This is a genomic window from Citrobacter sp. Cpo103 (genome assembly GCF_030332605.1).
In the GTDB taxonomy this organism is placed as follows: Bacteria; Pseudomonadota; Gammaproteobacteria; order Enterobacterales; family Enterobacteriaceae; genus Citrobacter; species Citrobacter portucalensis.
Genome location: NZ_JAOWHO010000029.1, coordinates 679701 through 705545, shown reverse-complemented (window position 1 = coordinate 705545; position 25845 = coordinate 679701). Strand labels below are relative to the sequence as shown.

Here is a 25845-nt window from a genome sequence, read left to right as displayed (position 1 = left end):
ATTATCTTCCATACTCCAGAGGTCGGCCAAACGACTTCTGGAGCACGGAAGATGAAAAATCCCACGTTATTGCAGTACTTCCACTGGTATTACCCTGATGGCGGTCAACTCTGGCCCGAGCTTGCCGAACGCGCAGGCGGACTCAATGATATCGGCATCAATATGGTATGGCTGCCCCCCGCCTATAAAGGCGCGTCCGGCGGCTATTCCGTTGGCTATGATTCCTACGATCTGTTTGATCTGGGCGAATTCGACCAAAAGGGAACCGTCGCCACCAAATACGGCGATAAAAACCAGCTGCTGGCGGCAATTGACGCGCTAAAACACAATGATATTGCCGTACTGCTGGACGTGGTGGTTAACCACAAAATGGGCGCAGATGAGAAAGAAAAGATCCGCGTCCAGCGCGTTAACACTGAGGATCGCACGCAAATAGATGATGAGATTGTCGAGTGCGAAGGCTGGACGCGCTATACCTTCCCTGCCCGCGCTGGCCAGTACTCGCAATTCATTTGGGATTTTAAATGCTTCAGCGGCATTGACCATATCGAGAATCCAACCGAAGACGGGATTTTTAAAATCGTTAACGACTACACTGGCGAAGGCTGGAACGATCAGGTTGATGATGAGTTGGGTAATTTTGATTATCTGATGGGCGAAAACATTGATTTTCGCAATCACGCGGTGACTGAGGAGCTCAAATACTGGGCGCGTTGGGTTATGGAGCAAACCCAGTGCGACGGCTTTCGTTTAGATGCCGTGAAACATATTCCGGCATGGTTTTACAAAGAGTGGATCGAGCACGTGCAGGAAGTGGCACCCAAGCCGCTGTTTATTGTGGCGGAATACTGGTCCCATGAAGTCGATAAGCTGCAAACCTACATTAATCAGGTGGAGGGGAAAACCATGCTGTTCGACGCCCCTTTGCAGATGAAATTCCACGAGGCCTCCCGTCAGGGCCGCGATTACGACATGAGCCAAATTTTCACCGACACTCTGGTGGAGGCCGATCCGTTTCATGCCGTCACGCTGGTGGCCAATCACGACACCCAACCCTTGCAGGCGCTGGAAGCCCCCGTCGAACCATGGTTTAAGCCGCTGGCCTATGCGCTGATCCTGTTGCGCGAAAACGGCGTGCCGTCGGTATTTTACCCTGACCTCTACGGAGCGCATTACGAAGACACCGGTGGCGATGGCGAAACCTATCCTATTGACATGCCGATCATTGAACAACTTGATGAACTGATCCTCGCACGCCAGCGCTTCGCGCATGGGGTACAAACGCTCTTTTTCGATCATCCTAACTGTATCGCTTTTAGCCGCAGCGGTACGGATGAGGATCCCGGATGTGTGGTGGTATTGTCTAACGGCGATGACGGGGAAAAGACCATCAATCTCGGTGCCAATTATGGCAATAAAACCTGGCGGGACTATCTGGGAAATCGTGAAGAAAGTGTGGTCACCGATGAAAACGGTGAAGCGACGTTTTTCTGTAACGGCGGGAGCGTCAGCGTGTGGGTGATTGAAGAAGTGTTGTAAAGCTCAACCCCGGTGACCGATGGTTACCGGGGCGTACGGCTTATGGCAGTGGCGTGGCCAGCGGCGTTTTCTTTAACGCGTCAGCACATTCTTGCGTCGGGCGATCCACCCGTTGCAGCGTCATACCGTCATATTCCAGCGTATTGCCTTCTCGCTCAATCTCGTACAGCTCGCGTTTAACCGTCACGTTGGTGAGATCGCCAGAGAGCATCGTCAGTTTCCCCGGCAGCGCGATCACCCGCTGCCACTGGCGACAATCCAGCGTATCGCCCTCTTTCGTTATCACCAGACTGGCAATGGCTTCCGGGCTGACCAGACTGCGTTGCGGACCTTTTGACTGCCAGTATCCTTCCAGACCGGCTGGCGCTGGCGTTTTCACCACGTCGTTATAATTTTCTACTTCGGCGCATCCGGTAAGCGCCAGAAATACACCAACGATTGCTAATTTTTTCATCATTCATCCTGCATGCGAAGAAAATGGGATTGTGGCATTAAAGGCCTGATGTCGCCAGCCTTTCGGCAGCGTTGAGAAAGATTGATCCAGACGGTGTTACCTCTTATTACTCATAGTCAAAAATTCTGAACGGTGTAGTATCCACACTTCTTGTTACATACCTTCTGAGTTCAGAGGCACAACGCATGTCATGGCAACACTTCAAACAGGCCTGGTTGATTAAATTTTGGGCCCCCGCCCCTGCGGTCATCGCAGCGGGTATTCTCTCCACTTACTATTTCGGCATTACGGGAACCTTCTGGGCCGTTACCGGTGAATTCACCCGCTGGGGTGGTCAAATCCTGCAACTGTTTGGTGTGCACGCCGAAGAGTGGGGATACTACAAGCTGATCCATCTCGAAGGCTCGCCCCTGACCCGCATCGACGGCATGATGATCCTCGGTATGTTCGGCGGCTGTTTTGCTGCCGCACTGTGGGCCAACAACGTCAAGTTACGCATGCCGCGCAGTCGGGTGCGCATTATGCAGGCGATAGTCGGCGGGGCAATCGCCGGATTCGGCGCACGGCTGGCAATGGGCTGTAACCTGGCCGCATTCTTCACCGGCATTCCGCAGTTCTCACTACACGCCTGGTTTTTTGCGCTGGCTACGGCTATTGGCTCATGGTTTGGCGCACGCTTTACCCTGCTGCCAATGTTTCGTATTCCGGTCAAAATGCAGAAAGTCTCCGCCGCTTCGCCGTTGACGCAAAAACCGGATCAGGCCCGTCGCCGTTTCCGCCTCGGGATGCTGGTGTTTATCGCCATGATCGGCTGGGCGCTGCTCACCGCGATGGATAAACCCAAACTCGGTCTGGCGATGCTGTTCGGTGTTGGGTTCGGTCTGCTGATTGAACGGGCGCAAATCTGCTTCACCTCCGCCTTCCGCGACCTGTGGATTTCTGGTCGCACCCACATGGCAAAAGCGATCATCTTCGGGATGGCGGTCAGCGCCATCGGTATCTTTAGCTACGTGCAACTGGGCGTCGAGCCTAAAATCATGTGGGCGGGTCCAAATGCGGTGATCGGCGGCTTGCTGTTCGGCTTTGGCATCGTTTTAGCGGGCGGATGTGAAACCGGCTGGATGTATCGCGCCGTTGAAGGTCAGGTGCATTACTGGTGGGTTGGTCTGGGCAACGTTATTGGCTCGACCATTCTGGCCTACTACTGGGATGATTTTGCTCCCGCGCTTGCCACCAACTGGGACAAAGTGAATCTGCTCAACACCTTCGGTCCGCTCGGCGGTCTGCTGGTGACCTATCTGCTGTTGTTTGCCGCGCTGATGCTCATTATCGGCTGGGAAAAACGTTTCTTCCGTCGCGCAGGGCTGACGCCTGCCAAGGAGTCTGTATGAAAAATATCGTGCCTGATTATCGCCTCGATATGGTCGGCGAACCGTGTCCATACCCGGCTGTAGCCACGCTGGAAGCGATGCCGCAATTGAAGAAAGGTGAAATTCTGGAAGTGGTGAGCGATTGCCCGCAGTCAATCAACAATATTCCACTGGATGCGCGTAATCACGGCTATACGGTGCTGGATATTCAGCAGGATGGCCCAACGATCCGCTATTTGATTCAGAAGTAACTGGTTGCCGGATGGCACTGCGCTTATCCGGCAAACATTTTCTGCACGTTGTCCCTACACCTGCATCGACATGACTTCCTGATAGGCCGACACCAGTTTATTACGCACCTGAATACCCATCTGCATCGATACCGACGCTTTTTGCATATCGGTCATCACATCATTTAACGCAATACCCGGCTCACCCAGGGTAAATTTCTCAGCCTGCGTACGGGACGCGGTTTGCACATCGCTGATCCTGTCTAACGCAGCATGCAGTTGTCCGGCAAAACTCACGGTCGGTTGTGGCTGCACATCCTGCATTTTTGCTGACATCGCCGTGGCCTGTAACTGGCTGATGACCCCTTCAATCCCCTGTATTGCCGACATTCTGATCCCCTGGATGATTTTTTACGTAGCTGAGATTACCAGTTAGTCAATAAGATAAAGGCGTTAAATAACGATAAAAAACCACGGTTTTTAACGCATAGAAAAATTCGAAACCGCAAATAATGAGACCGTCAATTTTTCGAGTTTGCTGACCCGGGAGTGAGTCTTGTTCCACTTTGCAAAAAACGCCGTCCACGATAAGCCACGAGGTGCGAGATGAGTGCGACAGCATCGACTGCAACCCAGCTTAAACCTCTCGAGTGGTTAAACCGCCTGCGCGCGAATCCCAGAATTCCTTTGATTGTGGCGGGAGCCGCTGCCGTCGCTATCATCGTGGCGATGGTCCTGTGGGCGAAAGCGCCTGACTATCGCACGCTGTTCAGCAATCTTTCCGATCAGGATGGTGGCGCGATTGTCACCCAACTGACGCAGATGAACGTTCCCTATCGTTTTACTGAGGGAAGCGGTGCTATAGAAGTTCCTGCCGATAAAGTCCACGAACTGCGTTTACGTCTGGCGCAGCAAGGTCTGCCGAAAGGCGGCGCCGTTGGTTTTGAACTGCTGGATCAGGAAAAGTTTGGTATCAGCCAGTTTAGCGAGCAGGTCAACTACCAGCGTGCGCTGGAAGGTGAATTAGCCCGTACCATTGAAACGCTTGGACCGGTAAAACGCGCCCGCGTGCATCTGGCAATGCCGAAACCGTCGCTGTTTGTGCGTGAGCAAAAAGCGCCTTCGGCCTCCGTGACCGTGAATCTTGAACCGGGTCGCGCACTGGATGAAGGTCAGATCAGTGCAGTTACACATCTGGTTTCCAGCGCTGTCGCAGGGTTACCGCCGGGCAACGTTACGCTGGTCGACCAGGCAGGTCATCTGTTAACTCAGTCGAACACCAGCAGCCGCGATCTTAACGATGCTCAGTTGAAATACGCCAGCGATGTCGAAGGCCGCGTTCAACGTCGTATCGAATCGATCCTGTCGCCGATTGTCGGCAACGGTAACGTACATGCGCAGGTCACCGCGCAGCTGGATTTTGCTAATAAAGAGCAAACCGAAGAACAGTACCGTCCAAACGGTGATGATTCCCAGGCCGTCCTACGTTCACGCCAGTTAAACGTCAGCGAGCAGATCGGAAGCGGAGCGCCAGGCGGCGTACCGGGCGCATTGTCTAATCAACCAGCACCGGCTAATACCGCGCCAATCGCCAACCCTCCGGCTAATCAGCAAAATGCGCAAACCACGCAGACGGCAAATAACAACAATAATGCCGGTCCACGCAGTACGCAGCGCAATGAAACCAGCAACTATGAAGTCGACCGTACCATTCGCCACACCAAAATGAACGTCGGCGATGTGCAGCGTCTCTCGGTTGCAGTGGTGGTCAACTATAAAACGTTGCCGGACGGCAAACCGCTGCCGTTAACCGCCGATCAGATGAAACAAATTGAGGACCTGACCCGCGAAGCGATGGGCTTCTCCGACAAACGTGGCGATACCCTGAACGTGGTGAACTCTCCGTTCACGGCGACCGACGATTCCATTGGCGAGCTGCCGTTCTGGAAACAGCCGTTCTTTATTGATCAGTTGATGACCGCAGGCCGTTGGTTGCTGGTTCTGCTAGTTGCCTGGATCCTGTGGCGCAAAGCTGTTCGCCCGCAGTTGGTTCGCCGCAGCGAAGAAGCAAAAGCGGTACAAGAACAAACGCGTATCCGTCAGGAAACCGAAGAAGCGGTAGAAGTTCGCCTCAGCAAAGACGAACAGACCCAGCAGCGTCGTACGAATCAGCGTCTGGGTGCAGAAGTGATGAGCCAGCGTATTCGTGAAATGTCAGATAACGATCCGCGCGTCGTGGCGCTGGTCATTCGCCAGTGGATGAGTAACGATCATGAGTAATGCCCTTACCGGTACCGATAAAAGCGTCATCCTGCTGATGACCATTGGCGAAGATCGCGCGGCAGAGGTGTTTAAACACCTTTCCACGCGCGAGGTTCAGGCGCTGAGTACAGCGATGGCGAACGTACGCCAGATCTCCAACAAACAGTTGACGGAAGTGCTGGCCGAGTTTGAGCAAGAAGCAGAACAGTTTGCCGCGCTGAATATCAACGCCAACGAATACCTGCGCTCCGTGCTGGTGAAAGCGCTGGGCGAGGAACGCGCCTCCAGCCTGCTGGAAGATATTCTGGAAACCCGCGATACCACCAGCGGCATTGAAACGCTCAACTTTATGGAGCCGCAAAGCGCCGCCGACCTTATCCGCGACGAGCATCCGCAGATTATCGCCACCATTCTGGTACACCTCAAACGGGGCCAGGCCGCCGATATTCTGGCGCTGTTCGACGAGCGTTTACGTCACGACGTGATGCTGCGTATCGCCACCTTCGGCGGCGTGCAGCCTGCCGCGCTGGCAGAACTGACCGAGGTACTGAACGGTCTGCTCGATGGCCAGAACCTCAAGCGCAGCAAAATGGGCGGCGTGAGAACGGCGGCAGAAATTATCAACCTGATGAAAACCCAGCAGGAAGAAGCGGTTATTACCGCCGTACGCGAATTCGACGGCGAACTGGCGCAGAAAATTATCGACGAGATGTTCCTGTTCGAAAACCTGGTGGAAGTCGACGATCGCAGTATCCAGCGTCTGCTGCAGGAAGTGGATTCCGAATCGCTGCTGATTGCGCTGAAAGGTGCCGAACAGCCACTACGCGAGAAGTTCCTGCGCAACATGTCGCAACGTGCTGCCGATATTCTGCGCGACGACCTTGCCAACCGCGGTCCGGTGCGCTTGTCGCAGGTGGAAAACGAACAGAAAGCGATTCTGCTTATTGTGCGTCGTCTGGCGGAAACCGGCGAGATGGTGATCGGCAGCGGCGAGGATACCTATGTCTAACGAACTGCCGTGGAAAGTCTGGACTCCGGACGATCTCGCCCCACCAATGGCAGAGTTCGTGCTGGCTGACCACAGCGAAACGCCGCTGTCCGAAGAGACGGAAGAACCCGAGCTTTCAGCAGAGCAACAGCTTGAACAACAGCTCGCACAGCTGCAAATGCAGGCCCATGAGCAAGGGTATAACGCGGGGCTGGCGGAAGGTCGACAAAAGGGTCATGAACAAGGCTATCAGGAAGGTCTGAGCCAGGGGCTGGAGCAAGGCCAGAACCAGGCGCGCGTGCAGCATGCGCCGATCCATGCCCGCATGCAGCAGTTGGTGAGCGAGTTTCAGAATACGCTGGACGCACTGGACAGCGTCATTGCCTCGCGCCTGATGCAAATGGCGCTGGAAGCTGCGCGTCAGGTGATTGGTCAGACGCCTATCGTGGATAACGCTGCGCTGATTAAACAGATTCAACAGTTATTGCAACAGGAACCGCTGTTTAGCGGTAAACCGCAGCTGCGCGTCCATCCGGACGATCTCCAGCGTGTTGAGGAGATGCTCGGTGCCACGCTCAGCCTGCACGGCTGGCGGCTGCGCGGCGATCCCACGCTGCATCACGGCGGTTGTAAAGTCTCAGCAGACGAAGGCGATCTGGATGCCAGCGTCGCCACTCGCTGGCAAGAACTCTGCCGTCTGGCAGCGCCGGGAGTCGTGTAATGACCACTCGCCTGACTCGCTGGCTCAATACGCTGGACAACTTTGAAGAGAAAATGTCGCTGCTGCCTGCGGTGCGTCGTTACGGTCGCCTGACCCGCGCCACCGGGCTGGTGCTGGAAGCCACGGGGTTACAGCTGCCGTTGGGTGCCACCTGCGTCATTGAACGCCAGGATGGCAACGAAACCCAGGAAGTTGAAAGCGAAGTCGTAGGCTTTAACGGTCAACGTCTGTTTCTGATGCCGCTCGAAGAGGTCGAAGGCGTTCTGCCCGGCGCGCGCGTCTACGCGAAGAACATTGCCGGAGAAGGTCTGCAAAGCGGGAAGCAATTACCGCTTGGCCCTGCTCTGCTGGGGCGTGTGCTGGACGGCAGCGGCAAACCGCTCGACGGACTGCCCGCCCCGGATACCACCGAAACCGGCGCGCTGATTACGCCACCGTTTAACCCGCTGCAACGTACCGCAATTGAACACGTCCTGGATACCGGTGTACGCCCCATCAACGCGTTATTAACCGTTGGTCGCGGCCAGCGTATGGGGCTTTTCGCAGGTTCCGGCGTCGGTAAAAGTGTCCTGCTCGGCATGATGGCGCGCTATACCCAGGCCGACGTCATCGTCGTGGGCCTGATTGGCGAGCGTGGCCGCGAAGTTAAAGATTTTATTGAAAATATTCTCGGCGCTGACGGTCGCGCACGCTCGGTAGTGATTGCCGCTCCGGCGGATGTCTCGCCGCTGTTACGTATGCAAGGCGCGGCCTACGCCACGCGCATCGCCGAAGATTTCCGCGATCGTGGACAGCACGTATTGCTGATTATGGATTCCCTCACCCGCTATGCGATGGCGCAACGTGAGATAGCCCTGGCAATCGGCGAGCCGCCGGCAACCAAAGGTTATCCGCCGTCAGTATTCGCCAAATTACCGGCGCTGGTTGAACGGGCCGGGAACGGTATCCACGGCGGCGGTTCAGTTACCGCGTTTTATACAGTACTGACCGAGGGTGACGACCAGCAGGACCCGATTGCCGATTCCGCGCGCGCGATACTGGACGGGCACATCGTGCTGTCTCGTCATTTAGCCGAAGCGGGTCACTATCCGGCCATCGATATTGAAGCTTCAATCAGCCGCGCCATGACCGCGCTCATTAGTGAAAAACACTATGCACGGGTACGTAACTTTAAACAGCTGCTGTCCAGCTTCCAGCGTAACCGCGATCTGGTTAGCGTGGGGGCGTATGCCAAAGGCAGCGATCCAATGCTGGATAAAGCCATCGCCTTATGGCCACAGCTGGAAGCGTTCTTACAGCAAGGCATTTTTGAACGGGCTGACTGGGAAGATTCTCTACAAGCTTTAGAACTGATTTTCCCTGGTGTGTGATTAAGCAGGAGAGCATAGGTCATGGCACAACATGGTGCGTTAGCAACACTGAAAGACCTGGCTGAAAAAGAGGTAGATGACGCCGCTGTCTTATTAGGAGAGATGCGTCGTGGCTGTCAGCAGGCAGAAGAACAGTTAAAAATGCTGATCGATTATCAGCATGAGTATCGCAACAATCTGAATACCGATATGGGCCAGGGTATTACCAGCAATCGCTGGATTAACTACCAGCAATTTATTCAGACGCTGGAAAAAGCGATTGAGCAACACCGCCAACAGCTCAATCAGTGGACGCAAAAAGTGGACATGGCTTTGAACAGTTGGCGCGACAAAAAACAACGATTACAGGCGTGGCAGACGTTGCAGGACAGACAAACCTCGGCGGCGTTACTAGCCGAAAACCGTCTGGATCAGAAAAAAATGGATGAATTTGCTCAGCGCGCAGCTATGAGGAAACCCGAATGATTACTTTACCCCAACTGATTACCACCGACACCGACGTAGCCGCAGGTCTTCAGTCAGGCAAAGCGGTAGATTCACCCGAGGATTTTTTAGCGCTGCTGGCTGGCGCATTAGGCGCGGGCGACGCGCAAGGTAAAGACGCACCTCTGTCGCTTGCCGACTTACAGGTGGCCAGCAGTAAGCTGCAAAAAGGGTTACTGCAAAAAAATGGCGATGCCGCGCAGTCGGTCAAATTAACCGATCTGTTGGCGCAACAGGAGCTACAAACCGAGGCTTCTCTTGCCGACATGACGGACGCTCAGCAACTGTTGTCTGCCCTCACGCCTTCACTAAAAGCTAATGCCCTGACGACACTGGGCAAAGTTGCTCAGCAGGACGAAAAAAACACCACGCTGAGTGATGACGATCTCGCCAATCTGAGCGCGTTGTTCGCCATGCTGCCAGGACAACCGCTGGCTACGCCTGCCGTCGACAGCGCACCAGCCCCAGTTGATGCCACGCTTTCGGCGTTGTCACGTGGCGCTGCACACGGTGCTATCGCCGATAACGCTGGCGAATTGCTGGCGGGTGATGCCAAAAAAGGCAAAGCGGATGTCACGGTTGCTGGCGGTGGTGCAAATCAAGTAAACAATCCAGCACTAACCCCGCTGACAGCGGCGGCGAACGCCAGAGCTGAAATCGACAGCACCCCGTCACCAACCAGCATTGGCATGACTGCGGCCCCGCTAAGTGGTCCGCAAACACACGCACAACCGTTACCGACGGCCGCGCCGGTGTTAAGCGCTCCGTTAGGTAGCCATGAATGGCAGCAATCGCTGAGCCAGCACGTCACATTGTTCACGCGCCAGGGCCAGCAAAGCGCAGAGCTGCGTCTGCATCCGCAGGACCTGGGTCAGGTACATATTTCCCTCAAGATGGACGACAACCTCGCACAGTTGCAAATGGTTTCACCGCACAGTCACGTGCGCGCCGCACTGGAAGCCGCATTACCGATGCTGCGTACGCAGTTGGCTGAAAGCGGGATCCAACTGGGGCAAAGCAACATCAGCAGTGAAAGCTTCGCCGGACAACAGCAGTCTTCCGGGCAGCAACAGCAGGCGGGTCGCGCTCAGGGACAAGACATTTTTGCTGCTGAAGATGACGCAATACTGGCAACCCCAGCCTCACTGCAAGCCGCTGCCCGCGGCGATGGCGCAGTAGACATCTTCGCCTAACGCCAGAGGTAGCATGATTATCCGCGTCTTTTCCACGCTTTGTCGTGGACAGGACACGGGATAATCAGCCCATAAGCTGTACCGAAACAGGAAGCCCGTATCTGATGACTGACTCCGCGATTAACAAAAAAAGTAAACGCGCTATTTGGATCCCTCTGCTGGTATTAATTACCCTCGCCGCCTGCGCAACTGCGGGTTATAGCTACTGGCGCATGCAGCAGCAGCCGTCCGCCAGCGTCAAAGCGGAACCGCCTCCACCGCCAGCCCCGGTGTTCTTTGCGCTGGATACCTTTACCGTCAATCTGGGTGATGCAGACCGTGTGCTGTATATCGGTATCACGTTGCGCATGAAAGATGAGGCGACACGTTCACGTCTTAATGAATATCTGCCGGAAGTGCGCAGCCGCTTGCTGCTGCTGTTCTCTCGTCAGAATGCAGCCACACTCGCCACCGAGGAAGGTAAGCAACAGCTGATTACCGCCATCAAAGAGACGCTGGCGACTCCGCTCGTTGTTGGACAGCCGAAACAGGTTGTCACCGACGTTCTTTATACAGCTTTTATTCTGCGGTAAAGACATGGGCGACAGTATTCTTTCTCAGGCTGAAATCGACGCATTGCTCAACGGCGATAGCGAAACCAAAGACGAACCCATTTCAGGTATCGCAAAAGAAAGCGATATTCGTCCTTATGATCCCAACACTCAGCGTCGCGTGGTACGTGAGCGTTTACAGGCGCTGGAGATCATTAACGAACGCTTTGCGCGCCAGTTCCGTATGGGGTTATTTAACCTGTTGCGCCGTAGCCCGGATATTACCGTGGGTGCGATCCGTATCCAGCCATACCATGAATTTGCGCGCAACTTACCGGTTCCGACCAACCTGAACTTAATCCACCTGAAGCCGCTGCGCGGTACGGGTCTGGTGGTGTTCTCACCGAGTCTGGTATTTATCGCCGTAGACAACCTGTTTGGCGGTGACGGTCGTTTCCCGACGAAAGTCGAAGGTCGCGAATTTACACACACGGAACAGCGCGTTATCAACCGCATGCTGAAGCTGGCGCTGGAAAGCTATAGCGACGCGTGGAAGGCCATCAACCCACTGGAAGTGGAATACGTTCGTTCCGAGATGCAGGTGAAATTTACCAATATCACCACCTCTCCGAACGACATCGTGGTGAATACCCCGTTCCACGTTGAAATTGGCAACCTGACCGGTGAATTTAACATCTGTCTGCCATTCAGCATGATTGAACCACTGCGTGAGCTGCTGGTGAATCCGCCGCTGGAAAACTCACGTAATGAAGATCAGAACTGGCGCAATAATCTGGTGCGTCAGGTTCAGCATTCTGAGCTGGAGCTGGTGGCAAACTTTGCCGACATTCCGCTGCGGCTATCCCAGATTTTAAAACTGAAACCCGGCGATGTACTGCCGATTGAAAAACCCGACCGCATTATTGCTCATGTGGACGGCGTGCCTGTGCTGACCAGCCAGTATGGCACCGTAAACGGTCAGTATGCGTTACGCGTAGAACATCTGATAAACCCGATTTTGAATTCGCTGAATGAGGAACAGCCCAAATGAGTGATATGAATAATCCGTCCGATGAGAACACTGGCGCATTGGACGATCTGTGGGCTGACGCGTTAAACGAGCAAAAAACCACGCCCACCAAAAGTGCGGCCGATGCGGTATTCCAGCAGTTAGGTGGCGGCGACGTCAGCGGTGCTTTGCAGGACATCGACCTGATCATGGACATTCCGGTCAAGCTGACCGTCGAGCTGGGCCGTACCCGCATGACCATCAAAGAGCTGCTGCGTCTGACGCAGGGTTCGGTTGTCGCACTGGATGGTCTGGCAGGCGAACCGCTGGATATTCTGATCAACGGTTATCTGATTGCGCAGGGCGAAGTCGTCGTAGTTGCAGATAAATACGGTGTGCGTATCACTGACATTATCACCCCGTCTGAACGTATGCGCCGTCTGAGCCGTTAATCATGAATACCCAGGCTACTGTTTCTCAACCCGCCGCCGTTCCCGGCTCACCGCTGGTGCAGGTAAGCGGCGCGCTGCTCGGGATCATCGTCTTGATCCTGGCGGCGGCCTGGGTCATTAAACGTCTGGGGTTTGCCCCCAAAAGTGCCGGTACGCGCGGGTTGAAAGTTACGGCCAGCACCTCACTGGGTCCACGTGAGCGCGTGGTGATTGTCGAGGTCGAAGATGCCCGTCTGGTACTTGGCGTCACAGCCTCGCAGATTAACGTCCTGCACACCCTGCCCCCGGCACCTGCCGATGCAGAAGAAAAAACGGCCTCCCCTGCGGATTTCCAGGCCATGATGAAGAGTTTGCTGAAGCGTCCTGGGAGATCCTGATGCGCCGTTTGTTATCCCTTACGCTGGCAGGCTTGTGGCTTTTCAGCCCCGTTGCCCTCGCCCAACTCCCGGGTCTGGTCAGTCAGCCGTTGCCGGGCGGCGGACAAAACTGGACGTTGCCCGTGCAGACGCTGGTGTTCATCACCTCGCTGACGTTCCTGCCTGCAATTTTACTGATGATGACCAGCTTCACCCGCATCATCATCGTTTTCGGTCTACTGCGAAATGCGCTGGGTACCCCCTCTGCACCGCCTAACCAGGTGCTCCTGGGCCTGGCGCTCTTTTTGACCTTTTTCATCATGTCGCCGGTGATCGATAAAATCTACGTTGACGCATACCAACCGTTCAGCGAAGAAAAGATCTCCATGCAGGAAGCCATGGAGAAAGGTGCCCAGCCGCTGCGTGAGTTTATGTTGCGCCAGACCCGTGAAGCCGATCTGGCACTCTTCGCGCGCTTAGCAAACAGCGGTCCGTTACAGGGACCAGAAGCCGTGCCGATGCGAATTTTGCTGCCTGCTTATGTCACCAGTGAGTTGAAAACAGCATTCCAGATAGGCTTTACCATTTTTATTCCGTTTCTGATTATCGACCTGGTGATTGCCAGCGTGCTGATGGCGCTCGGGATGATGATGGTACCGCCCGCCACAATCGCGTTGCCGTTCAAGCTAATGCTGTTTGTGTTGGTAGACGGTTGGCAGCTGCTTGTCGGCTCGCTGGCACAAAGCTTTTACAGTTAGAGGCGCGAAATGACTCCTGAATCGGTCATGATGATGGGCACAGAGGCGATGAAAGTCGCCCTGGCCCTTGCCGCGCCTTTGCTGTTGGTCGCTCTGGTCACAGGTCTTATCATCAGTATTCTGCAGGCGGCGACCCAGATTAACGAAATGACGCTGTCCTTTATCCCCAAAATTGTCGCGGTTTTTATTGCCATCATTGTTGCTGGCCCGTGGATGCTTAACCTGCTGCTCGACTACGTGCGTACGCTGTTCAGCAACATCCCCTATATCATCGGGTAGACAACGTTATGTTGCAGGTGTCCAGCGTTGAGTGGCTCCACTGGCTGAATTTATACTTTTGGCCTTTGCTGCGCATACTGGCGCTCATCTCAACGGCCCCCATCCTCAGTGAACGAGCCATCCCTAAACGGGTAAAGCTGGGGCTGGGATTGATGATTACCGTCGTTATTGCCCCGTCGATTCCCGCCGTTGACGTCCCCATCTTTTCTGTTGGCGCGCTTTGGCAGGCAATGCAACAAATCCTGATCGGTATCGCTTTAGGCTTCACCATGCAGTTTGCGTTTGCCGCAGTACGTACCGCCGGGGAATTAATTGGCCTGCAAATGGGCCTTTCCTTCGCGACGTTCTTCGATCCCGGTAGCCGTCTGAATATGCCGGTTCTGGCACGACTGATCGACATGCTCGCCATGCTGCTGTTCCTGACCTTTAACGGCCATTTATGGCTGATTTCGCTGCTGGTAGATACTTTTCATACTCTGCCCATCGGCGGCAATCCGGTGAACAGCAATGCGTTTCTCGCGCTGGCACGGGCGGGCAGCCTGATTTTCCTCAACGGACTAATGCTGGCCCTGCCGGTAATGACGCTGCTGCTCACGCTGAACCTTGCACTTGGTTTGTTAAATCGCATGGCACCACAGCTGTCGGTTTTCGTCATCGGCTTTCCTCTCACTCTGACCGTAGGTATTTCACTAATGGCGGCGCTAATGCCATTAATTGCGCCATTCTGCGAACGATTATTCAGTGAAATTTTTAATTTACTGGCCGATATCGTCAGCGAAATGCCTGGAAAATAATAACCCTTATTTTTTATCCTGTTTTACTAAGGATTGTCCTAAATTTAAAAAGTGACAACATCCACCAGGATATCTCTGTCGCGGCTTATTTGTTTTTGCCTCACTCACATAACGCAACATTCACTTTACTTTAAGATGTTTCCTGGCAAATTATACGCAACTTTACGGGATAGTAAATTCGCCTGAAAAACAGCGAAAGCGTCATCTTGGGTCGTTATTATTCCGTTTAGTTGTGATGAAATAATCAGGTAAGGGGAATTATCGTTACGCATTGAGTGAGGGTATGCCATGTCAACGATTATTATGGATTTATGCAGTTACACCCGACTAGGGTTAACCGGATATCTGGTAAGTCGGGGAGTGAAAAAAAGGGAAATCAACAACATTTCCAACGTTGATGAACTCAGTCTCGCCTGTGTCTCTCAACAACCCGCTGTGGTGTTTATTAATGAGGACTGCTTTATCCACGATCCTGCTAATAGCCAGCAAATAAAGCGAATCATTAATCAGCATCCCAGCACGTTATTTATTGTGTTTATGGCAATTGCCAACGTGCATTTTGATGAATATCTACTCGTTAGAAAAAATTTATTGATTAGCTCTAAATCGATTAAACCTGACTCACTGGATAAACTACTTGGCGATATTCTGAAAAAGGAAGTAGATATTGCTATTGATGTGAATCTGCCGACATTATCATTAAGTCGAACCGAATCCAGCATGCTGCGTATGTGGATGGAGGGTCAGGGAACAATACAGATATCAGATCAAATGAATATCAAAGCCAAGACGGTGTCATCCCATAAGGGGAATATAAAACGAAAGATTAAAACGCATAATAAGCAAGTTATCTATCACGTTGTGAGGCTTACGGATAACGTCACCAATGGTATCTTTGTGAATATGCGCTAAGACGTTCTGACTGGTGGTGACTCCACCAGTCAGAATCAAACAGCAGAACTCATGTCACTCCACTTTTTCCACAAAGATACCATCCTGATGACCTGATTCATTAAAGAACCAGATACCGAGCGGGTAGTCTTCCAGCGAAACCAGGTACATGGTGCCTTCACTAAACTCTTCGATTGCCAGTACCACGCCCGGTCGACGAGGACCGCCGTCCGTTTTGACTGTGACCCGATCATTCACCTTCATAGTTTTCCTCCTGTGGCTTTGTGCCAGTGTAGAACAAATTCCTTTTTCTGGCAGCGCTGTGCACGCGCGATTGCGGGTTTTATCGACGGTCTATACTTAAGTTGTGCGTATCTGATGTTTGGGTACGCTCCCCCGGTATCCTTAACGGTTGAGAGGTATGAGGATGAAAACCGCGAAAGAGTACAGCGATACGGCCAAACGTGAAGTCAGCGTCGATGTCGACGCGCTGCTAAAGGCAATCAACGAAATCTGCGAGAGTGAAATTCATCGTAGCCAGGATGACCCGGAGCGCGTCAGCGTTGACGGGCGTGATTACCATACATGGCATGAACTGGCCGATGCGTTCGAGCTTGATATCCATGACTTTAGCGTGTCGGAGATCAATCGCTGACTGAGGGCGAAAAAAATCCCGACCCTTATCGGGTCGGGATCAAGCTTGCTTATGCAAGAAGCACTTGTAAATTCGTTACACCAGAAAATCTGATGTGAACCAAACCTTATCTGCAATTTTTTTGCCTGACAAGTAAATAATTCTCACCGGAATGATAAATATAACTAATGGGTGAGAGATCACCAGGTTACGGTCGAGCCAAATGTTCAGGCATCCTGGGAGAGCTGTCTTCGCTCGCCAGGCACCACCAGTTCATCTTCACGGAATGCTTCCCGTTTAACGCCAAAGCCGTCGTACCAGCGACACTCCACCATTCCGCTGGCATACCCGGTAACGATCATACGTGGGCCACCCTCTTTGGAGGTGACTTCCTCACTGACAGAAAAGACCATACCCGCCTCCTGTATCAAGAGAAACCTTTACACCTTAGATGACAAAGAGGCGTTTTGCGTAATCAGTCCTGTAACAATTAGTGCGAAACTCCGCGCACTCTGGCGACAGCTTTTACCAGCAGAACGACAATCCCACCGATGATAAAGCCGAGCACCAGGTTAAGCAGGGTCGGAAGCATTAGCGAAATCAATGTACTTTGCTGCTGAGCAAAATGTTCAATCGCATGATGCAGCGGCGATATTCCGTGTACCACAATGCCGCCTCCCACTAAAAACATCGCCAGCGTGCCGACCACAGAAAGTGTTTTCATAAGCCAGGGGGCAACCACCAGCAACCCTTTGCCCAGCGACTGGGCAAGCAGGCTACGCTTTTCTGCCAACCAGTACCCAATGTCGTCAAGCTTAACGATAATCCCAACCAGGCCATACACGCCCACGGTCACCACTAACGCGATACCAGATAGTACCAACACCTGATTCAGCAAGGGTGCGTCCGCGACAATACCCAGCGTAATTGCGACAATCTCGGCAGACAAAATGAAGTCGGTACGTATTGCCCCTTTGATTTTATCCTTCTCAAAGGTGAGTGGATCCTGTGCGGCCAGAGCAGTCAGACGCTGCTGACGCTCTTCCGGGCTTTCTTTGTGCTTACGCGCCTCCAGGGTATGCAGAACCTTTTCCACCCCTTCAAAACAGAGAAATGCCCCGCCTACCATTAATAAGGGGGTGATCGCCCAGGGAATAAATGCGCTTATCAATAGCGCCAACGGCACTAGAATAACTTTGTTAACAAACGATCCTTTCGCCACGCTCCAGACTACCGGGAGTTCGCGGTTCGCCCGCACACCCGACACCTGCTGCGCATTAAGCGACAGATCATCCCCCAGCACGCCCGCGGTTTTTTTCGCGGCCAGTTTTCCCATCACTGAGATATCATCGAGCAGCGTGGCGATATCATCGAGTAAGGTCAGTAAGCTACTTCCTGCCAAAATTTTCACCCTCAATATTATTTTTTTGCAGTCATAAGTATGAAGTAAAACACGCCATGCTGAAACTGACCTTTCTGGTCAACAAGTTTTTAACATCAACACGTAATTATAAGTCTCGCCAGTAAGATAGTTTTGACGTTTACTATGTTGCACCTTTTTATTTTCACCGTGAGGGATTATGCGTTTCAGGCAATTGTTACCGCTTTTCAGTGCGCTATTCGCGCTGTACATCATTTGGGGTTCCACGTACTTCGTTATTCGCATTGGCGTTGAAAGCTGGCCGCCGTTAATGATGGCAGCCGTACGTTTTCTCTCCGCGGGAATTTTATTAACAAGTTTCTTACTTATTCGCGGGCATAAGCTGCCCCCCTTACGCCTAATCCTGAACGCCGCGTTAATTGGTATCCTGCTGCTGGCAGTGGGTAATGGGCTGGTCACCGTCGCAGAACATCAAAATGTCCCTTCTGGTATTGCCGCCGTGGTGGTCGCAACCGTCCCGCTATTTACGCTGTGTTTTAGCCACTTTTTTGGCATCAAAACGCGCAAGCTGGAATGGTTGGGGATAGCGATTGGGCTAGCAGGGATCATCATGCTAAACAGCGGAGGCAATTTAAGTGGCAATCCGTGGGGCGCTATTTTAATCCTGATCGGTTCGATAAGCTGGGCGTTTGGCTCGGTGTACGGTTCACGCATTACCCTACCCGTTGGCATGATGGCCGGAGCCATTGAAATGTTAGCCGCCGGTATAGTGCTGATGTGTGCATCGCTACTCTCCGGGGAAAAACTGACCACCATGCCAACATTTTCAGGCTTTATGGCGGTGGCTTACCTGGCCCTATTTGGTTCCATTATTGCCATTAATGCGTATATGTTCCTGATCCGCAATGTCAGCCCGGCGCTAGCCACCAGCTATGCCTACGTCAATCCGGTTGTTGCCGTGCTGTTAGGTACCGGTCTGGGGGGAGAAAGACTGGCTCCTATCGAATGGCTGGCACTCGGCGTGATCGTGTTTGCTGTGGTGCTGGTGACGTTGGGGAAATACCTGTTCCCTGTTAAAGCGGATGCCGTTGCTACCCCGTCGGAAAAAACGTTACAGTAAATGAATACCGAGAGTGTCGATCTGCGCGGTGTCACCACCGCCGCAGATCCACTCGATGACACGTTCAGATAACGCTTCATCGTCCAGCTTTTCGCGACCACGCAGGGCACACTCCCAGACAATCAGTACGCGCCAGCCCAGAACCTGCAACTTTTCACAATCCCGCGCATCGCGCTGGACATTTTTGCCTATTTTTTCCAGCCAGAATTCCGTTCGTGTCGCGGGGACTTTAAACAAATAGCAATCGTGGTGGTGCCAGAAACAGCCGTGAGTAAAAATCACACAATGATAATCATCCACCACAAAATCGGGGCGACCGGGTAACGTCCCATCCTGCACGCGAAAAGTTACCCCCTGCTCTGTCAGCACGCTGGCAAGGCGTTTTTCAATTGCGGTATCGCGGGTAGCTATCGCCCGCATATTTTTACTGCGTGTTGCTTTATCGTGAACGTCTGCCACGCTGATTCTCTTTCTCGCGAATAGCAACTGCCTGCCTGATTTTCGGCTCCAGCAGCCTGGCCACCGCCGCAAATGCCGGAACGACCACCGAATTACCAAACTGGCGATAAGCCTGGGTATCCGACACGGGGATCCTGAACTGATAGCCCTGCGGAGATTCAAACCCCATCAGACGCGCGCACTCTCTGGGCGTAAGTCTGCGTGGGCGGTGTCGCTGATTCTGCGGATCGTCAAAATCTTTTTCACCCAGCGCCATATCCCAGCCACGGTCAATCAGGATCTCCGCCCCATCCTTATAATAACGCGCAGATAATGTGCGCGTTACGCTATCAGGGTTACCGGGATACACCATGCCATAGCCAAATCCATTGCCCCGCGCCTGATGCTTTTTCGCATAGCGATAGAGGTATTTCCACAGCACCGACGTCAGCACATATTTCGCATCGACGGTCGGCTCAAGCAGTTCCGCCAGCGTGGTACGCCGCGGCGGATAACGCGTGACGATATCCCGCAGCGTGAAGTCTGATTTCAGATTTAGATCGCGTCGGAAGCCGACAAGCACGATACGTTCGCGATGCTGAGGCAAAAAATGTTGCCCATCGATAATTTTCGGATCGTCCGGACCGTTATCCGCCGCATCCGCCACGTCATAACCCAGCTCGTCCAGCGTTTGCATAATGATGCGAAACGTTTTGCCCTGATCGTGACTCTTCAGGTTTTTGACGTTTTCGAGCACAAATATGGCTGGCCGACGCGCATCGATAATGCGCACCACGTCAAAAAATAGCGTGCCTTGCGTATCACAGGCGAAACCATGGGCCCGCCCTAACGCGTTTTTCTTTGATACACCAGCCAGAGAAAATGGCTGGCAAGGGAATCCGGCCAACAGCACGTCGTGTTCAGGAACATGCTGGCGAATATGTTCTGCCGCCTGCTGGTCACTCACCCCGTCATGATGGCTGAGTGTGATATCACGAATATCTTCATTAAAGCGGTGTTGGAGCGGATCGCAGTAGTTGTTCGCTTTATAGGTGCGCACAGCATGCTTGTTCCACTCACTGGTAAACACGCACTGCCCGCCAATCGCTTCAAAGCCGCGACGAATACCGCCAATGCCAGCAAAAAGATCGATAAAGCGAAAGGCATAGTGCGGATGATGCGCAGGTGGTTTCGGCAACAAAGTATTCAGATGAATGAGCTCGCGGTCGCTGAGGCGATGCCATGTTTCATTAGCAACCACTCGCTTAAAGATGGCCGGGCTCCAGCGGTTCTCGCCAACGCCATTCAGATGAGCAACCAGCGTTTTCACGTCATATATTTCAAGCAACTTGGCCAACATCACCTGCACGTCGGTCTCGTTTTCATCTGTCATCGGGTTCATGGAGCCTGCTACTGAAAAATTATCCTGCATACATTTAACCGGCAGAAATGGATAACCGACAGATTAACATAAATTAGCGCGATTGACGTTTCAGCCGAACTGGCGACTAGCGCGCTTTAAAGGGTTGAATCGCGTCAAGATCCAGCATTTCGTATTCTCCTTTTAACTCCGCACTCAGCTTCGCCATATACGTCAGTAAAAAATCCGTATTATGTTGTGCCAAATGCCGCCCTCGTTCGGTTTGCATCGTCAACGGCAACGTCAATAATTTGGTCTGGAAGTGATCGAGCGCATACTGTTTATCGTCAAGACTACGCTTGCGGGCAAACGGATCTTCCGCATCAAACAGCGAAACCCCCAACGCCCCTGAAACGGCAAATACGCGCGCTAAACCAATTGCACCCAGCGCCTCAAGCCGGTCAGCATCCTGCACGATTTTGGCTTCAAGGGTTTCTGGCGCGATTTTGGCGCTAAAACTGTGCGCCTCAATGGCATGACACACTGCCAATAACCGCTGTCGTGGAAAATCCGGAAAATCGCGCATCAAAACGCGACGTGTTTCCAGAGCTGCCAGTACCGACGAACGATAACGCTCAGGATGGTTCTTCGGCAGGCTGACGAGATCGTGGAAGTAGCATGCGGTCAGCACCACCAGCCAGTCCACGGTGGCAGCTGTACTCAGCTTTTGCGTCGTCATCCACACACGTCGAAAGTGAAAGATGTCATGCGCAGCATCTTGTCCGGAATGGTTATCAGCTAACCAGGCTTCAAATCGCGACTGCCAGTCGTGCAGTTTCATGCTATCTCCCTTTGCAGAAAGAAAATCACCTTAGCAACAATTTTCATTGCAAACCACTGCCTGCCCCATCACATAATTATTTTTTATTATCACACCGAAAACAAAACCCTCATGAATTTATAAAACCCAAAATCCCAATATCGACAAATATATTATATGAATAACAAAAACAAATTCTCATGACAAATAAAATGCACTCCAAAAATAAATAATGCACCATACATAATGCATTGATTAAAAATGATTTATTTTGCAAATAACAATGTAATGCACATACATTCAAAGTTATAAAAAGGCACCCAAGAAACACTTGGAAATATTTTAAATACATTTGTTACATGTTATATTTTAAATTAAATGAACTTCATAGATAGTATCCAAATGTAGTCACTCGGATAGTGCTACATATTCATTTTAATTATCATGCAAAGGGAATACATAATGAAAAGAAAAGTATTGGCACTGCTTCTCCCTGCTTTATTAGCTGCAGGCGCAGCAAATGCGGCTGAAATCTATAATAAGAACGGCAATAAACTGGATCTGTACGGTAAAGTCGATGCACGTCATGTCTTCTCCGAAGATACTACTGAGGACGGGGACGCTACATATGTACGTCTGGGTTTTAAAGGTGAAACTCAGATTAATTCTGATCTGATCGGTTTTGGTCAGTGGGAATACAACATTCAGGCAAATGAAGTTGAAGATGGTAGTACGAATACTGCTACTCGTCTGGGTTTTGCGGGTCTGAAATTCAGTGATTATGGATCCTTCGACTATGGCCGTAACTATGGCGTGCTGTATGACATCGAAGCATGGACCGATATGTTGCCTGTATGGGGCGGTGATTCATACACCTACACTGATAACTTTATGACAGGCCGTACCAACGGTGTAGCAACTTACCGCAACACTGATTTCTTTGGCTTGGTTGAGGGCCTGAATTTTGCACTGCAGTATCAAGGTGCAAATGAGAGCGAAAACTCTGTCTTTGGTCAGGAAGGAACCAACAACGGTCGTAATGTGCGCAAACAGAACGGTGACGGTTTCGGTATGTCCACCACTTACGACTTCGGCATGGGTATCACTGCTGGTGCAGCATTCTCAACGTCTGACCGTACCAATGAACAACAGTATGGTACCACTGCAAATGGTGAAAAAGCAGAAGCCTGGACCGTTGGTCTGAAATACGATGCTAACGACATCTATCTGGCAACCATGTATGCGGAAACCCGCAATATGACCCCAGTAGGAAGTAGTAGCAAATGTGATAACTGTTTTGCTAACAAAACTCAGAACTTCGAAATAACGGCTCAATACCAGTTTGATTTCGGTCTGCGTCCGGAAATTTCTTACCTGCAGTCTAAAGGTAAGGACCTGACTGAAGACATGGGATTCATTACCAATAAGTACAACAACAAAGATCTGGTTAAGTACGTATCTATTGGTGCTAACTACTACTTCAACAAAAACTTCTCCACCTACGTTGATTACAAAATCAACCTGCTGGACGGTGATGATGCATTCTACGACGCTGTCGGTATTTCCACTGATGATGTCGTGGGTGTTGGTATGATCTATCAGTTCTAATTGACGCAAAAACAAGCAAGCCCGCTTCATATGAAGCGGGCTTTTTATTTATACGAAACGTATTTTTTTATCACACGGGCATTACAACGATAAACTTGTGAGGATACTCAAAGAAAAAAACATCCATGAGAACTGTCGTTGAAAGCGAGGCGTGCAAGTGCTTGAATAGTGGCGGAGAGAGGGGGATTTGAACCCCCGGTAGAGTTGCCCCTACTCCGGTTTTCGAGACCGGTCCATTCAGCCGCTCTGGCATCTCTCCGTTTTGGCGGTTGCCATGATGCCAGGTAATTTGGCATTTTAACAGACCCCGTTCCGTCAATTTCGTTCAAGTGACGAGTTTGCGAGCAAAACGATGATTAAGTGGCCCTGGAAAGAGCAAGAAACAACCCGGAGTGACGACTGGCCGTGGGACGACGCCCTGGCTATACCTCTTCTGGTGAATCTCACCGAGCAAGAACAAGCCAGGCTTATCGCCCTGGCCGAGCGCTTTTTACAGCAAAAAAGACTGGTAGCGCTTCAGGGGTTTGAACTTGACCCACTGAAAAGTGCGCGTATTGCGCTGCTTTTCTGTTTACCTGTTCTGGAATTAGGGATCGAGTGGCTCGACGGGTTTCATGAAGTTCTCATCTACCCTGCCCCGTTTGTCGTGGACGATGAATGGGAGGACGATATTGGGCTGGTGCATAATCAACGCGTTGTACAGTCCGGGCAGAGCTGGCAACAAGGTCCGATAATCCTTAACTGGCTCGACATTCAGGATTCTTTTGATGCCTCCGGCTTTAATCTGATCATCCATGAAGTGGCACATAAGCTTGATATGCGTAATGGCGACCGTGCCAGCGGTGTTCCGGCAATCCCCCTGCGCGATATCGCCAGCTGGGAGCACGACCTGCATGCCGCAATGAATAACATTCAGGATGAAATTGATCTGGTCGGTGACACCGCGTGCAGTATAGATGCCTACGCAGCGACCGATCCTGCCGAATGCTTTGCCGTTCTATCGGAGTATTTCTTCAGTGCCCCTGAATTATTTGCACCACGCTTTCCGGCCTTATGGCAGCGTTTTATTCAGTTTTACCGCCAGAACCCCATGGAGCGGTTACGCGATACCCGCTAAGGTGGCCATTGTCGCTCACCAAATGTGCATTAACGCTGAATTTGAAGATTAATTAACCAATTGAAATGACGTGCTAATTTTACTGTTGACACCTCATGGTGAGGTCAGTAATATGCGCCTCGTTCACACGATTCCTCTGTAGTTCAGTCGGTAGAACGGCGGACTGTTAATCCGTATGTCACTGGTTCGAGTCCAGTCAGAGGAGCCATATTCTCGTTTTCATGCCTCTTTGCGAATCCTTATCTAATGTTGGTTCAATAAGTTAGCGTGAAAAATCTTCCCGATGCATTTTGATTTTACTCTCTGCATCGGAAGAATTTGGTGGTCAGATTTGGGGTCAGTTTGGTTCGATTATGGAGTGACCCCCATATGTCTCTCAACGACACGAAAATCCGCAGTATCAAGCCTTCTGAAAAATCCTTCAAAGTCTCCGATTCACACGGTTTATACCTCCTGGTCAATCCAGGCGGCTCACGTCTTTGGTATCTTAAGTATCGAATTAACGGTAAAGAATCCCGCCTTGGCTTAGGCGCTTATCCCGATGTATCCCTTTCCGACGCCCGGCAACAACGAGACGGTATCCGCAAGTTGCTGGCGCAGAACATTAACCCCGCTCAGCAACGTATAGCCGAAAGAGCCGCCCGCTCACCGGAAAAGGTCTTTAAGACAGTGGCGCTGGCGTGGCATAAAAGCAATAAAAAATGGTCGCAGAACACCGCCGACCGTCTGCTTGCCAGCATGAACAGGCATATCTTCCCGGTCATCGGGCATCTGTCCGTTACGGAGCTTAAACCCCGTCATTTCATTGACCTGCTGAAAAGCATTGAGAAAAAAGGTCTGCTGGAAGTCGCGTCCCGCACGCGGCAGCACCTCTGTAACATCATGCGTCATGCGGTTCATCAGGGATTCATTGACAGCAACCCGGCGGCAAACCTTGACGGCGTGACAGCGCCCCCCGTTAAGCGCCACTACCCCGCCCTGCCGCTGGAACGCCTGCCGGAATTGCTGGGGCGCATTGATGGTTATCAGCAGGGACGAGAGTTAACCCGTCAAGCGGTCCTTCTGACCCTTCACCTGTTTATCCGTTCCAGTGAACTGCGTTTCGCCCGATGGAGCGAGTTTGATTTCAGGAACTGTATCTGGACCATCCCCGCTACCCGCGAAGCTCTTCCCGGTGTTCGTTATTCCGGACGCGGAGCCAAAATGCGCACGCCCCACATTGTTCCATTATCCCGGCAAGCCATCGTTATCCTGAAACAAGTAGAGGAAATCTCAGGTCATCTGGAACTGGTGTTCCCCGGTGACCATAACCCTTACAGGCCAATGTGTGAAAATACAGTCAACAAGGCACTGCGACTGATGGGCTATGACACAAAAATGGACATTTGCGGCCATGGCTTTCGGGCAATGGCATGCAGCGCCTTAATGGAATCCGGACTCTGGTCAAAGGATGCTGTTGAACGCCAAATGAGTCATCAGGAACGCAACAGCGTGCGGATAGCTTATATCCACAAAGCTGAACATCTGGAAGCCCGCAAAGCGATGATGCAGTGGTGGTCTGATTATCTTTATACATGCCGGGAAAACTATGTTCCCCCATATATATATAGTAAAAATATCAGTCATGAAGCTACCTGAGTCAGCAAAAAACTAATCAGGATTACGATAACAATAGCATCTGACAACGC

29 protein-coding genes, 2 tRNA genes and 1 pseudogene are annotated in these 25845 nt (G+C 52.0%); 23 read left to right on the top strand and 9 right to left on the bottom strand.

The features are described 5' to 3' along the window. Nucleotides 1–51 precede the first annotated feature (51 nt). Nucleotides 52–1539, top strand: coding sequence for an alpha-amylase (gene amyA / locus OGX89_RS12020; RefSeq protein WP_197385778.1), 1488 nt, complete (start codon nt 52–54; stop codon nt 1537–1539). Nucleotides 1540–1579: 40 nt separating this feature from the next. Here amyA and yedD read toward each other — a convergent pair whose 3' ends face one another. Continuing rightward, a complete protein-coding gene (gene yedD / locus OGX89_RS12015; protein ID WP_003030454.1) occupies nt 1580–1993 on the bottom strand; it encodes a lipoprotein YedD in 414 nt (137 codons plus the stop codon). Between the two features lie 185 nt (nt 1994–2178). Between yedD and yedE the strand changes: the two genes are divergently transcribed. Both yedE and yedF read left to right on the top strand, forming a co-directional pair. Next, the gene (gene yedE, locus OGX89_RS12010) at nt 2179–3384 is read left to right on the top strand and encodes a selenium metabolism membrane protein YedE/FdhT (protein WP_032943831.1); all 1206 of its coding nucleotides are present in this window, start codon (nt 2179–2181) and stop codon (nt 3382–3384) included. Further along, nucleotides 3381–3614: a sulfurtransferase-like selenium metabolism protein YedF gene (gene yedF, locus OGX89_RS12005; protein WP_000790504.1), complete on the top strand. Its 234-nt coding sequence runs from the start codon at nt 3381–3383 to the stop codon at nt 3612–3614. Before yedE ends, yedF begins: the two co-directional genes overlap by 4 nt. Nucleotides 3615–3668: 54 nt before the next feature. Here yedF and fliE read toward each other — a convergent pair whose 3' ends face one another. Continuing rightward, the gene (fliE, locus tag OGX89_RS12000) at nt 3669–3983 is read right to left on the bottom strand and encodes a flagellar hook-basal body complex protein FliE (RefSeq protein ID WP_125112510.1); all 315 of its coding nucleotides are present in this window, start codon (nt 3981–3983) and stop codon (nt 3669–3671) included. A gap of 216 nt (nt 3984–4199) precedes the next feature. Between fliE and fliF the strand changes: the two genes are divergently transcribed. From fliF to rcsA, 14 genes and pseudogenes are all read left to right on the top strand, one after another. After that, nucleotides 4200–5873 carry a flagellar basal-body MS-ring/collar protein FliF gene (gene fliF / locus OGX89_RS11995; protein WP_125112511.1) on the top strand — a complete coding sequence of 558 codons (1674 nt, stop codon included), beginning with the start codon at nt 4200–4202 and terminating at the stop codon, nt 5871–5873. After that, complete coding sequence (gene fliG / locus OGX89_RS11990) at nt 5866–6864, top strand: flagellar motor switch protein FliG (protein ID WP_003834047.1); 999 nt, start codon at nt 5866–5868, stop codon at nt 6862–6864. The genes fliF and fliG overlap by 8 nt, the downstream gene beginning before the upstream one ends. Further along, a complete protein-coding gene (gene fliH, locus OGX89_RS11985; RefSeq protein WP_125112512.1) occupies nt 6857–7564 on the top strand; it encodes a flagellar assembly protein FliH in 708 nt (235 codons plus the stop codon). The genes fliG and fliH overlap by 8 nt, the downstream gene beginning before the upstream one ends. Next, nucleotides 7564–8934 carry a flagellar protein export ATPase FliI gene (gene fliI, locus OGX89_RS11980; protein ID WP_003030440.1) on the top strand — a complete coding sequence of 457 codons (1371 nt, stop codon included), beginning with the start codon at nt 7564–7566 and terminating at the stop codon, nt 8932–8934. Before fliH ends, fliI begins: the two co-directional genes overlap by 1 nt. A gap of 21 nt (nt 8935–8955) precedes the next feature. Next, nucleotides 8956–9399, top strand: a complete 444-nt coding sequence (gene fliJ / locus OGX89_RS11975) for a flagellar export protein FliJ (protein ID WP_003834052.1) — start codon at nt 8956–8958, stop codon at nt 9397–9399. Then, nucleotides 9396–10610, top strand: a complete 1215-nt coding sequence (fliK, locus tag OGX89_RS11970; RefSeq protein ID WP_125112513.1) for a flagellar hook length control protein FliK — start codon at nt 9396–9398, stop codon at nt 10608–10610. Before fliJ ends, fliK begins: the two co-directional genes overlap by 4 nt. A gap of 104 nt (nt 10611–10714) precedes the next feature. After that, nucleotides 10715–11182, top strand: a complete 468-nt coding sequence (fliL, locus tag OGX89_RS11965) for a flagellar basal body-associated protein FliL (protein ID WP_003834054.1) — start codon at nt 10715–10717, stop codon at nt 11180–11182. Nucleotides 11183–11186: 4 nt separating this feature from the next. Beyond that, entirely contained in the window at nt 11187–12191 is a 1005-nt protein-coding gene (gene fliM, locus OGX89_RS11960; protein ID WP_003030434.1) for a flagellar motor switch protein FliM, read from the top strand. Further along, nucleotides 12188–12601, top strand: a complete 414-nt coding sequence (gene fliN / locus OGX89_RS11955) for a flagellar motor switch protein FliN (RefSeq protein ID WP_003030433.1) — start codon at nt 12188–12190, stop codon at nt 12599–12601. The genes fliM and fliN overlap by 4 nt, the downstream gene beginning before the upstream one ends. Further along, nucleotides 12601–12978, top strand: coding sequence for a flagellar biosynthetic protein FliO (gene fliO / locus OGX89_RS11950; protein ID WP_103014243.1), 378 nt, complete (start codon nt 12601–12603; stop codon nt 12976–12978). The genes fliN and fliO overlap by 1 nt, the downstream gene beginning before the upstream one ends. Beyond that, on the top strand, nt 12978–13715 hold the full coding sequence (gene fliP, locus OGX89_RS11945) for a flagellar type III secretion system pore protein FliP (protein WP_003834056.1): 738 nt from the start codon (nt 12978–12980) through the stop codon (nt 13713–13715). Before fliO ends, fliP begins: the two co-directional genes overlap by 1 nt. Nucleotides 13716–13724: 9 nt before the next feature. After that, a complete protein-coding gene (gene fliQ, locus OGX89_RS11940; protein WP_003030425.1) occupies nt 13725–13994 on the top strand; it encodes a flagellar biosynthesis protein FliQ in 270 nt (89 codons plus the stop codon). 8 nt (nt 13995–14002) lie between these two features. After that, nucleotides 14003–14843, top strand: a pseudogene (gene fliR, locus OGX89_RS11935) (flagellar biosynthetic protein FliR). Between the two features lie 233 nt (nt 14844–15076). After that, nucleotides 15077–15700, top strand: coding sequence for a transcriptional regulator RcsA (gene rcsA / locus OGX89_RS11930; protein ID WP_125112514.1), 624 nt, complete (start codon nt 15077–15079; stop codon nt 15698–15700). A 54-nt stretch (nt 15701–15754) separates the two neighbouring features. Here rcsA and dsrB read toward each other — a convergent pair whose 3' ends face one another. Further along, entirely contained in the window at nt 15755–15943 is a 189-nt protein-coding gene (gene dsrB, locus OGX89_RS11925) for a protein DsrB (RefSeq protein WP_003030419.1), read from the bottom strand. A gap of 163 nt (nt 15944–16106) precedes the next feature. Here dsrB and yodD point away from each other — a divergent pair, with 163 nt between their 5' ends. Then, on the top strand, nt 16107–16334 hold the full coding sequence (gene yodD / locus OGX89_RS11920; RefSeq protein ID WP_003030417.1) for a YodD family peroxide/acid resistance protein: 228 nt from the start codon (nt 16107–16109) through the stop codon (nt 16332–16334). Between the two features lie 206 nt (nt 16335–16540). Here the strand turns inward: yodD and OGX89_RS11915 are convergent, their stop codons facing one another. After that, entirely contained in the window at nt 16541–16726 is a 186-nt protein-coding gene (locus tag OGX89_RS11915) for a YodC family protein (RefSeq protein WP_003834060.1), read from the bottom strand. Nucleotides 16727–16803: 77 nt separating this feature from the next. Continuing rightward, on the bottom strand, nt 16804–17715 hold the full coding sequence (locus OGX89_RS11910; protein WP_003834061.1) for a DUF808 domain-containing protein: 912 nt from the start codon (nt 17713–17715) through the stop codon (nt 16804–16806). Nucleotides 17716–17893: 178 nt separating this feature from the next. Between OGX89_RS11910 and yedA the strand changes: the two genes are divergently transcribed. Further along, a complete protein-coding gene (gene yedA, locus OGX89_RS11905; RefSeq protein ID WP_003834062.1) occupies nt 17894–18814 on the top strand; it encodes a drug/metabolite exporter YedA in 921 nt (306 codons plus the stop codon). On the opposite strand, the gene OGX89_RS11900 is transcribed toward yedA, so the two are convergent. The 3 genes from OGX89_RS11900 to OGX89_RS11890 all read right to left on the bottom strand — a co-directional run bounded on the left by OGX89_RS11900 (nt 18806) and on the right by OGX89_RS11890 (nt 21453). Continuing rightward, entirely contained in the window at nt 18806–19273 is a 468-nt protein-coding gene (locus OGX89_RS11900; RefSeq protein ID WP_003834064.1) for a very short patch repair endonuclease, read from the bottom strand. The genes yedA and OGX89_RS11900 overlap by 9 nt on opposite strands. Beyond that, nucleotides 19254–20684: a DNA cytosine methyltransferase gene (locus OGX89_RS11895; protein WP_125112515.1), complete on the bottom strand. Its 1431-nt coding sequence runs from the start codon at nt 20682–20684 to the stop codon at nt 19254–19256. Before OGX89_RS11895 ends, OGX89_RS11900 begins: the two co-directional genes overlap by 20 nt. A 76-nt stretch (nt 20685–20760) precedes the next feature. Then, a complete protein-coding gene (locus OGX89_RS11890) occupies nt 20761–21453 on the bottom strand; it encodes a phosphohydrolase (RefSeq protein ID WP_125112516.1) in 693 nt (230 codons plus the stop codon). A gap of 441 nt (nt 21454–21894) precedes the next feature. Here OGX89_RS11890 and ompC point away from each other — a divergent pair, with 441 nt between their 5' ends. After that, nucleotides 21895–23040 (top strand): porin OmpC, encoded by a 1146-nt coding sequence (gene ompC, locus OGX89_RS11885; RefSeq protein ID WP_286560538.1) that lies wholly within the window; start codon nt 21895–21897, stop codon nt 23038–23040. A 169-nt stretch (nt 23041–23209) separates the two neighbouring features. Here ompC and OGX89_RS11880 read toward each other — a convergent pair. Further along, nucleotides 23210–23299, bottom strand: a tRNA-Ser gene (locus OGX89_RS11880). A gap of 93 nt (nt 23300–23392) precedes the next feature. Between OGX89_RS11880 and mtfA the strand changes: the two genes are divergently transcribed. From mtfA to OGX89_RS11865, 3 genes are all read left to right on the top strand, one after another. After that, complete coding sequence (mtfA, locus tag OGX89_RS11875; protein WP_125112518.1) at nt 23393–24157, top strand: DgsA anti-repressor MtfA; 765 nt, start codon at nt 23393–23395, stop codon at nt 24155–24157. Between the two features lie 132 nt (nt 24158–24289). Continuing rightward, nucleotides 24290–24365 (top strand) — tRNA-Asn (locus OGX89_RS11870). Between the two features lie 161 nt (nt 24366–24526). After that, complete coding sequence (locus OGX89_RS11865) at nt 24527–25795, top strand: tyrosine-type recombinase/integrase (protein WP_058654371.1); 1269 nt, start codon at nt 24527–24529, stop codon at nt 25793–25795. Nucleotides 25796–25845 lie beyond the last annotated feature (50 nt).

Coding starts and splice junctions, on each gene's coding strand:
- amyA (WP_197385778.1), top strand. CDS start 52: ATGAAAAATCCCACGTTATTGCAGTACTTCCACTGGTATTACCCTGAT.
- yedD (WP_003030454.1), bottom strand. CDS start 1,993: ATGAAAAAATTAGCAATCGTTGGTGTATTTCTGGCGCTTACCGGATGC.
- yedE (WP_032943831.1), top strand. CDS start 2,179: ATGTCATGGCAACACTTCAAACAGGCCTGGTTGATTAAATTTTGGGCC.
- yedF (WP_000790504.1), top strand. CDS start 3,381: ATGAAAAATATCGTGCCTGATTATCGCCTCGATATGGTCGGCGAACCG.
- fliE (WP_125112510.1), bottom strand. CDS start 3,983: ATGTCGGCAATACAGGGGATTGAAGGGGTCATCAGCCAGTTACAGGCC.
- fliF (WP_125112511.1), top strand. CDS start 4,200: ATGAGTGCGACAGCATCGACTGCAACCCAGCTTAAACCTCTCGAGTGG.
- fliG (WP_003834047.1), top strand. CDS start 5,866: ATGAGTAATGCCCTTACCGGTACCGATAAAAGCGTCATCCTGCTGATG.
- fliH (WP_125112512.1), top strand. CDS start 6,857: ATGTCTAACGAACTGCCGTGGAAAGTCTGGACTCCGGACGATCTCGCC.
- fliI (WP_003030440.1), top strand. CDS start 7,564: ATGACCACTCGCCTGACTCGCTGGCTCAATACGCTGGACAACTTTGAA.
- fliJ (WP_003834052.1), top strand. CDS start 8,956: ATGGCACAACATGGTGCGTTAGCAACACTGAAAGACCTGGCTGAAAAA.
- fliK (WP_125112513.1), top strand. CDS start 9,396: ATGATTACTTTACCCCAACTGATTACCACCGACACCGACGTAGCCGCA.
- fliL (WP_003834054.1), top strand. CDS start 10,715: ATGACTGACTCCGCGATTAACAAAAAAAGTAAACGCGCTATTTGGATC.
- fliM (WP_003030434.1), top strand. CDS start 11,187: ATGGGCGACAGTATTCTTTCTCAGGCTGAAATCGACGCATTGCTCAAC.
- fliN (WP_003030433.1), top strand. CDS start 12,188: ATGAGTGATATGAATAATCCGTCCGATGAGAACACTGGCGCATTGGAC.
- fliP (WP_003834056.1), top strand. CDS start 12,978: ATGCGCCGTTTGTTATCCCTTACGCTGGCAGGCTTGTGGCTTTTCAGC.
- fliQ (WP_003030425.1), top strand. CDS start 13,725: ATGACTCCTGAATCGGTCATGATGATGGGCACAGAGGCGATGAAAGTC.
- rcsA (WP_125112514.1), top strand. CDS start 15,077: ATGTCAACGATTATTATGGATTTATGCAGTTACACCCGACTAGGGTTA.
- dsrB (WP_003030419.1), bottom strand. CDS start 15,943: ATGAAGGTGAATGATCGGGTCACAGTCAAAACGGACGGCGGTCCTCGT.
- yodD (WP_003030417.1), top strand. CDS start 16,107: ATGAAAACCGCGAAAGAGTACAGCGATACGGCCAAACGTGAAGTCAGC.
- OGX89_RS11915 (WP_003834060.1), bottom strand. CDS start 16,726: ATGGTCTTTTCTGTCAGTGAGGAAGTCACCTCCAAAGAGGGTGGCCCA.
- yedA (WP_003834062.1), top strand. CDS start 17,894: ATGCGTTTCAGGCAATTGTTACCGCTTTTCAGTGCGCTATTCGCGCTG.
- OGX89_RS11895 (WP_125112515.1), bottom strand. CDS start 20,684: ATGCAGGATAATTTTTCAGTAGCAGGCTCCATGAACCCGATGACAGAT.
- OGX89_RS11890 (WP_125112516.1), bottom strand. CDS start 21,453: ATGAAACTGCACGACTGGCAGTCGCGATTTGAAGCCTGGTTAGCTGAT.
- ompC (WP_286560538.1), top strand. CDS start 21,895: ATGAAAAGAAAAGTATTGGCACTGCTTCTCCCTGCTTTATTAGCTGCA.
- mtfA (WP_125112518.1), top strand. CDS start 23,393: ATGATTAAGTGGCCCTGGAAAGAGCAAGAAACAACCCGGAGTGACGAC.
- OGX89_RS11865 (WP_058654371.1), top strand. CDS start 24,527: ATGTCTCTCAACGACACGAAAATCCGCAGTATCAAGCCTTCTGAAAAA.